The 7,352-nt window shown below is 34.2% G+C and carries 9 protein-coding genes; 7 read left to right on the top strand and 2 right to left on the bottom strand.

From position 1 onward, the window contains the following. Positions 1 to 96: 96 nt before the first annotated feature. A complete protein-coding gene (locus EKM64_RS05325; RefSeq protein WP_125676348.1) occupies positions 97 to 1,083 on the bottom strand; it encodes a zinc-binding dehydrogenase in 987 nt (328 codons plus the stop codon). 145 nt (positions 1,084 to 1,228) lie between these two features. Here EKM64_RS05325 and EKM64_RS05320 point away from each other — a divergent pair, with 145 nt between their 5' ends. The 6 genes from EKM64_RS05320 (at position 1,229) to EKM64_RS05295 (ending at position 3,927) form a co-directional block, all read left to right on the top strand. Then, positions 1,229 to 1,822 (top strand): undecaprenyl-diphosphatase, encoded by a 594-nt coding sequence (locus EKM64_RS05320; RefSeq protein WP_125676346.1) that lies wholly within the window; start codon positions 1,229 to 1,231, stop codon positions 1,820 to 1,822. A 60-nt stretch (positions 1,823 to 1,882) separates the two neighbouring features. Continuing rightward, on the top strand, positions 1,883 to 2,197 hold the full coding sequence (locus EKM64_RS05315) for a PadR family transcriptional regulator (RefSeq protein ID WP_125676344.1): 315 nt from the start codon (positions 1,883 to 1,885) through the stop codon (positions 2,195 to 2,197). Between the two features lie 11 nt (positions 2,198 to 2,208). After that, on the top strand, positions 2,209 to 2,814 hold the full coding sequence (locus EKM64_RS05310; RefSeq protein ID WP_125676342.1) for a hypothetical protein: 606 nt from the start codon (positions 2,209 to 2,211) through the stop codon (positions 2,812 to 2,814). A gap of 62 nt (positions 2,815 to 2,876) precedes the next feature. Beyond that, a complete protein-coding gene (locus EKM64_RS05305; protein WP_125676340.1) occupies positions 2,877 to 3,122 on the top strand; it encodes a hypothetical protein in 246 nt (81 codons plus the stop codon). Positions 3,123 to 3,226: 104 nt separating this feature from the next. Further along, positions 3,227 to 3,568 carry a DUF805 domain-containing protein gene (locus EKM64_RS05300; RefSeq protein ID WP_125676338.1) on the top strand — a complete coding sequence of 114 codons (342 nt, stop codon included), beginning with the start codon at positions 3,227 to 3,229 and terminating at the stop codon, positions 3,566 to 3,568. Positions 3,569 to 3,600: 32 nt separating this feature from the next. Continuing rightward, positions 3,601 to 3,927 (top strand): hypothetical protein, encoded by a 327-nt coding sequence (locus EKM64_RS05295; RefSeq protein ID WP_125676336.1) that lies wholly within the window; start codon positions 3,601 to 3,603, stop codon positions 3,925 to 3,927. A 15-nt stretch (positions 3,928 to 3,942) separates the two neighbouring features. Here the strand turns inward: EKM64_RS05295 and EKM64_RS05290 are convergent, their stop codons facing one another. Continuing rightward, on the bottom strand, positions 3,943 to 5,352 hold the full coding sequence (locus EKM64_RS05290) for an amino acid permease (protein ID WP_125676334.1): 1,410 nt from the start codon (positions 5,350 to 5,352) through the stop codon (positions 3,943 to 3,945). A gap of 231 nt (positions 5,353 to 5,583) precedes the next feature. On the opposite strand from EKM64_RS05290, the gene EKM64_RS05285 reads away from it, so the two are divergent. Then, the gene (locus EKM64_RS05285; protein ID WP_125676332.1) at positions 5,584 to 7,344 is read left to right on the top strand and encodes a thiamine pyrophosphate-binding protein; all 1,761 of its coding nucleotides are present in this window, start codon (positions 5,584 to 5,586) and stop codon (positions 7,342 to 7,344) included. Positions 7,345 to 7,352: the final 8 nt, after the last annotated feature.

The following is a 7,352-nucleotide window of genomic DNA, read 5'->3' as shown; positions in this document are numbered from 1 at the left end:
AGTCAAAGCAAAAGCACCTCCAAGATTTATTTTCTCAGAAGTGCTCTTATTTATCTGTATCAAATTATATACTCAGTACCCAAAATATTCCTTTTTTTATATAGTTACAATTATTTTTCCTACTACATTATGATTTTTTAATTGTTCTAATCCTTTTGGAATGTCTTTAAAATCAGTGACCTCAGAAACCATTGGATCAACAATCTTATCGGAAACTAATTTGACCAATTCTTCTTCCATCGTAGCAAGATCATTTAATTGGAATTCATTATTGCTTTGATGTACTCCTCCGAGGTTCAGGGTTAGAACGCTTTGTCCTTTAGAACGTAGATCATAGTTACTTATATCGGGGGTATTTAAAATGGTAACTAATCCGCCATTGTATGCCAATCGATGGAGATCATCTTGAACGGTAGTACCACCGACAGTGTTGATAATTAAGTCAACGCCAAGGTTATTTGTAATTCTATTTATCACTTGATTAACGTCCTCACTATGATAATCAATAACATAGTCAGCTCCTAATTTTGTTGCAAATTCCATTTTATGTTTTGAGACAGTCGTTATAACGGTCAACCCAGAATGTTTTGCGAGTTGAATAGCGATACCGCCGACACCGCCAGCTCCGGCATGGATCAAGATATTCTTTTTTCCAGCCAAGCTTAACTTTCGGTATATTGCTTGATAAGCGGTTAATCCGCTGCAAAGTATGGCTGCAGCGGATTCAAAGGATACATTATCAGGGATCCTTGTAATGATATTTGATTTTGCCTTAGCAAATTCGGCAAATGTTCCATTTACACATAGATCATTATGAAAGAAGACACGTTCACCAACTTTAAAATTTTTGGGATTATTAGTACTAATTTTAAAAACTTCACCGGCCCCGTCCAAACCTAATGTATGTGGATAATTCCACTTAGAATTGTGATTTTCAGCAAGTTTATAGTCTACAGGATTCAAAGCTACGGCATGAATTTTAATTAAAACTTCATTTCCCATAATATCTGGCAATGGCATATCAGTTAATTTAATCTGATTGATGCCTTTATCGTTACTTGTTTGAATGGTCAATGCTTTCATGATCAACTACCTCTCTTTAATAATATTATGTCACAATATTTATTTATTTGAGATGGAGTGATAAATAAAAACTTGTTTTATTTATCAAATTACTTTATATTATTTAGTAATAAAATACTCAATATTATTTAGTAGAGGTAATTTAATGAATTCAATGGATATTTTTATTTTTAGGTCCATTAATAATTTGGCAGATATCAAGATTCTCGATCCAATTGGAGTTTTCTTGGCACGTTATTCTGTTTATTTTCTAGCGGTGTTTTTAATTTTTAAATGGATTCAAAAACGTAATGATGATAAATACCGGGTGGGTCTTTTGATATCCGTTCTGACGGCATTTAGCTCTGAATTGGTGGGAAAGCTAATTGCAGGCAAATTGTATTATCACACACAACCATTCACTGTTTTGAATGATGTACATAAGTTGATTCCCAAAAATGTTGGTAATAGCTATCCCAGCGATCATACAATAATCGTTTTTAGTTTTATGATTATTTTATTTTTAATAACAAAAAGTTTTAGTCGTTATAATTACTTGGTTTTTGCAGTATTAGTGGGACTATCGAGAATATTTGTAGGTGTTCATTATCCATCAGATGTATTGGCGGGTATGATGATTGCTACAATAATAGGAAGTATCTGGTATCAACTTTTGATAAATGCACATATTATGTACTCACTTGTTAAGAAATATAATAGGATAGAAAATAAAATTGTTGATAGATTAGAGTTTGAATAGTAATTATATTTTTTCTTGTGTAGAATTATCAGTGAGAATATAGATAGAGGAATCAAACTGATGAATAAAGAGATGTTAAAAGGAACCATCGATTTACTGATTCTATCGGTTCTAAAAGAGAACGATAATTATGGTTATCAAATATCGAAAGTTATAACTGATATATCAGGTGAGACTTTTGAGATTCAAGAAGCAACACTGTATTTAGCATTGAAACGATTAGAAAAGCAAGAATATATTGAATCCTATTGGGGAGAACAATCTCACGGTGGTAAGAGGAAATATTACAAGATAACCCAACAAGGATTATCACAATTAATATCGTTAAAAAAAGATTTTAATAATCTGTCTGATATTGTCAAAAGGTTTATATGAGGTGTTATTAAATGGAATACTTTTCAATGAAACAAATTAGTTTTAAGCTTATATTGGCGATTTCTGCGATTCTATTTTTTGTTTGTTACTACCTAGATACAGTCATTGATCCATCGAAAACTGAATCAGTTTTTGTCGTTGGATACATGTTTGCCATTATGCTAGCGGCTTTTTGGTCAATTTTGAATTATATAGATCATCTGCGGATCAATCCTCTATATAAAAGTTATCATTCAATAGAAGAATTTATTGGTGATCTATCAGTATCGACAGACGAAAAAAATGAAATTGAGACAATGATGATTGATTATGTTTATGATCAAAAGAAATTAGGGAATGATGAGAATCAAGCTATTAAAGACATTATTCAGCAATTTAAGCGTGGAGAATTAACGGAAAAGGATGTTTTCTTTGTTCATATTCACAAGTATTTATTAGGATTGGGTCTAATACTCTTATCAATAGCTGGAATAATTTATTTTTTAGGTGTTTTTATTCCTGCTTTTCAAGATAAATTTTTTATCGTCCTAGGAATTACGACACTATGTTATTCACTTGGATTTTATTTGTCATTTTTTATGTACAATATTTTGAATAAGATATTGATCAGGAAATAGTTGTCATTCGTATACTTTAATAGTTTAAATGATATAATCTAGTCTAAATAAGGAGGAGTCGAATGTTCACATTAATGGCGACAAGCACCGCTAGTAGCGCACCTTTGTTGATAGCGATTGGAGTAGCAATTCTAGTTATTATTTGGCTACTTATTAAGACCGGAGCGGCTTTGTTACGTCATCCGATCATCGGAATAATCTTAATAGTATGTGGATTTTTAGGACTTTGGAATTTCTTCATCGTCGGAATTGGTGTCATTGTCGGTGGAATAGTTTTCTTAGTTCTAACATCATTTTTTAATAATTAATATAAAAATCATATCAAGTAGATATGATTTTTTTTATTGCCGCAACGTCAATCGGAATATTTAATAATTAATGGTACGCTATTATCAATGAGGAGGAAGTCTATATGAGAAGAGTGAGTGGTGCGCAGATATTTGGATGGATATTCTTTTGGATAAGTAATCTTGCCATAGTGGCAGTCTCTGTCATATCTACGATTCATCCAAATGATCCAACCATTATTCCGCATGATTTTTTATCTGCTGGTTTTGCTCTAGGCATGTTCTTATTCTTTGTAGTTTTTATACAAGGAATGGCAGGTGTAGCAATAAAAAGACTTCATGATGAAAATTATTGGTCGATTGTGCTATTAATAATTGGAATTTTCTTCAATTGGTTCTATGTTGTTTCGGCTATCTGGGGTATGATATTAAATCAAAAATCGGATGACGTTAAATCAAATCCTTAATAACATGGTAAACTAATTTTGGGGTAAATATTATGAGTAACAGTAAGGCACAAATAAGCGGTTGGATTGTTTTCTGGCTGAGCAATTTCAGTATGATAAGTATCTCTTTGATTTCTCTGCTTCATCCTAAATATAAAACATCGATTCCATATGATATGTCATCAACCATTTTAGCAATTATTATTTTAATATTAGTCATTATTATTCAAGTCGTAGTGGGAATTTCGATTAAAAAATTACATAAAAATATTTACTGGTCAATTGTTTTATTGGCAATTGGTTTGATCAGTAACTGGTTATATTTAATACCTGCTATTTGGGGTATTATTTTGAACAAACAAAAAGCTGATGAAGCTTGATTCGTCAGCTTTTTGTTATGCTCTGATTTTAGAATGTTTATATGAATAACCAAAGTAGACACATAGTCCAATTGCAAACCAGACGATAAATCTTAGCCATGTTTCCCAGTTTAGTCCAATAACTAACATTATACAGAAAAGAATGGCAATGATAGGTGTGACTGGTACCCATGGTGCTCTGAATCCACGATGAATTTCTGGATGTTTGTGTCTCATCCAAAGAACACCAGCTGAAACAAGGATAAAGGCCGTCAGAGTACCAATGTTAACTAGTTCAGATAGAATATTTAAGTTAACTATACCAGCTGCTAAGGCTGTAATGATTCCAAAGAACCATGTACCCTTATAAGGTGTTTGATGTTGTAAACTGACATCACCAAAGAACTTAGGAAACAATCCATCACGAGACATTGAGTAAGTAATTCTTGATTGTCCATAGAGTTGAACAAGGATAACGGTTGTCATTCCTAAAATAGCTCCGATACTGACGATGATACTCAGCCATGTTTGTCCTGTTGCTTTTAATACGGCTAAAATTGGTGCATCAAGAAATTTTGCAAAAACGGTGTATTTAACAACTCCAGTCATGATCAAAGTCATAACGATATATAGAACAGTGGAAATACCTAGTGAGTAGAGAATACCTCTTGGAAGAGTTTTACTTGGATTGACTGTTTCTTCAGCACTGGAAGATACAGAATCAAATCCAATAAATGAGAAGAAAACAATTGATGCGGCAGGGATGACACCTGAAGCCGTACCGTTGTGGAATGAATAAATACCGTAAGGTGTAAATGGTTTCCAGTTTTGAGGTTTTACGAACCAAACGGTACAGACAATGAATAACAGAATAACAGCTAATTTGATTACAACCATAGTATCGTTGACACGTTTTGTCTGATTTATACCCATTGCAATAATGGAAGTAATCAGAATTACAATCAAAAATGCTGGAAGATTGAAGTAAGTTTTAATTCCAGGAGTGGTTCCAGCCGCCGCGGTTAAGGCACTTGGAATATGAATACCTAAATTACTCATTAGATTGACAAAATAGCCTGACCAGCCGGCTGCAACGGTTGCGGCTCCTAAAGCATATTCAAGAATTAAATCCCATCCAATAATGAAAGCAATGATTTCACCAAAAGAAATATAAGAATAAGTGTAGGCTGATCCAGCAACGGGAGCCATAGAAGCAAACTCTGCGTAACACAATCCCGCAAAGCCACAACAGATAGCCGCAATCAAAAATGATAATGCTAGAGAAGGACCGGTCGTTAAGGCACCTTTACCAGTTAGAACAAAAATACCAGTTCCGATGATAGCGCCGATCCCCAAGAAAGTAAGATCCCATGTATGTAGAGTTCGTTTCAAGGGGGAAGTTCTATTAAGCAATTCATTAATGTCTTTTTTTTCAAATACATTCATGAAGCAACACCGCCTTTGTTTTATTGCGGATAGTTTAAGGCCTCTAAATTTATTATTCCACAATAATGAATTTCTATAATTGAAAATATTTTTTTGTAAAATTGAATAAATACTTTTCTACCGCCGAGAAAAGATAGTTGACAAATGTACCCTATTAGAATAAAAATGATCACTGTATTCGTTTTCAAAACGAGATAAATCTCGTTAATTTCAGAGAGAGAAAGTGGAATTATGACAAAAATGATTGCAGGACAAGCTTTAGTAAAAGTATTAGAAGAGTGGGGAGTAAAGCAAGTCTATGGTATTCCAGGGGGATCAATCAACCATACTGTTGAAGGATTGTATTTAGAGAAAGAAAACATTAAATATATCCAAGTACGTCATGAGGAAGTTGGCGCTATTGCCGCATCAGCCGACGCCAAGTTTACAGGCAAAATCGGTGTAACCTTTGGTTCAGCCGGTCCTGGTGCAACGCATCTTTTCAATGGTTTGTATGATGCAAAAATGGATCATGTTCCAGTTCTAGCTTTAGTTGGTCAAGTACCACAAACAGTTATGAACACTAACTATTTCCAAGAAATGGATGAAACACCAATGTTTGAAGATGTATCGGTTTATAATCGTACCGTTACAACTGCAGAACAAATTCCATACGTTATTAATCAAGCAATTAGAGAAGCTTATCGTCAAAAGGGTGTCGCTGTGGTTACATTACCAGAAGACTTAACCAATAAAGAAATTGATTATGTCTCACCTAAGACACCAAAAGTTGTTGAAAATGATTTTTCACAAGTTATCAATGCGGCTGATGTTGAAAATACTTTAAAGATGTTAAAAGAAGCTAAACACCCACTAGTTTATGCTGGTCGCGGATTATTGGGTGCTAAAGATGTTTTGCAAAAGTTTGCAGAACAATTCAATTTACCAATTATGAATACTGTACCTGCAACTGGGGTTATCAGTACTGACCACCCTAACTTTATTGGTACTTTTGGACGTTTAGGAAGTAAGTCAGGATTTGAAGCTTTACAACATGCTGATCTTATTTTGTTCCTCGGTTCAGAATTTCCATTTGCTGGATTCTGGCCTAAAGATTTGAAGATCATTGAAGTAAATAACAATCCTTACGATATTGGTAAAACGGTTGACGTTGACTATGCAGTTATTTCTGACGCCAAGAGTTATTTGCAGGCTTTGATAGATACAGGTGACACATTGCCAGCTAGTGATTGGCTAAAGGCAAACCAAGAAAACAAGAAGAATTGGGATAACTGGTTAGTTAAGCTTTCAAAAGATGACAGTAAAGGTTTGAATCCTGAAACAGTTATGGCTAAAGTAAAAGAATTAGCCGGACCAAATGATACTTTCGGAGTTGATACAGGTAACGTTTCAGAGTGGGCCGTTCGTGGATTGCCAATGAACAAGAATCAACGTTTTGCGTTGTCAGGTTTATTTGCCACAATGGGCTTTGGTTTACCAGCTGGATTGTCAGGAGCTTTGAGTGTTTCTGATGCTCAGAGTTGGTCATTCTCAGGTGATGGTGGATTTTCAATGGTTGCACCGGATTTGATTACTGAAGCGCGTTACAAGTTACCAGTAATTAACGTGGTCTTCTCAAATGAAAGATTAGGTTTCATTTATTATGAGCAGGTTGCTACTAAACAACATTTATATGGTGTTGATCTAACCGGTGCTGACTGGGCCAAAGTTGCAGAAGGTTTAGGTGGCATTGGCTTCACAGTTTCATCGATCAAAGATGTTGATGATGTATTTAAGAAAGTTCAAGAATTACAAGCAAACGGTAATGATAAACCAATCGTCATTAACGCTGTAATTAAACAAGATGATCCCGTTGCTACAGCTTTTATGCCACTTGATGAGAAATTATATGGTAAGGATGCAGTAGATGCTTATTCTAAACAATATGGAATTGATGTATCTGAACAACCATCATTAGGCGAATTGTTGAGAGCCAAGGGTGATAATAAATAAGATACAAA

Origin of the sequence: Companilactobacillus keshanensis (genome assembly GCF_003946205.1) — a bacterium.
Taxonomy (GTDB): Bacteria; Bacillota; Bacilli; order Lactobacillales; family Lactobacillaceae; genus Companilactobacillus; species Companilactobacillus keshanensis.
Note: the sequence above shows the minus strand (reverse complement) of the source record. Positions and strands in the feature narration are given on the sequence as shown.

Excerpts from the sequence above, each read along its gene's own strand:
- EKM64_RS05325 (WP_125676348.1), bottom strand. The coding sequence starts at position 1,083 with ATGAAAGCATTGACCATTCAAACAAGTAACGATAAAGGCATCAATCAG.
- EKM64_RS05320 (WP_125676346.1), top strand. The coding sequence starts at position 1,229 with ATGAATTCAATGGATATTTTTATTTTTAGGTCCATTAATAATTTGGCA.
- EKM64_RS05315 (WP_125676344.1), top strand. The coding sequence starts at position 1,883 with ATGAATAAAGAGATGTTAAAAGGAACCATCGATTTACTGATTCTATCG.
- EKM64_RS05310 (WP_125676342.1), top strand. The coding sequence starts at position 2,209 with ATGGAATACTTTTCAATGAAACAAATTAGTTTTAAGCTTATATTGGCG.
- EKM64_RS05305 (WP_125676340.1), top strand. The coding sequence starts at position 2,877 with ATGTTCACATTAATGGCGACAAGCACCGCTAGTAGCGCACCTTTGTTG.
- EKM64_RS05300 (WP_125676338.1), top strand. The coding sequence starts at position 3,227 with ATGAGAAGAGTGAGTGGTGCGCAGATATTTGGATGGATATTCTTTTGG.
- EKM64_RS05295 (WP_125676336.1), top strand. The coding sequence starts at position 3,601 with ATGAGTAACAGTAAGGCACAAATAAGCGGTTGGATTGTTTTCTGGCTG.
- EKM64_RS05290 (WP_125676334.1), bottom strand. The coding sequence starts at position 5,352 with ATGAATGTATTTGAAAAAAAAGACATTAATGAATTGCTTAATAGAACT.
- EKM64_RS05285 (WP_125676332.1), top strand. The coding sequence starts at position 5,584 with ATGACAAAAATGATTGCAGGACAAGCTTTAGTAAAAGTATTAGAAGAG.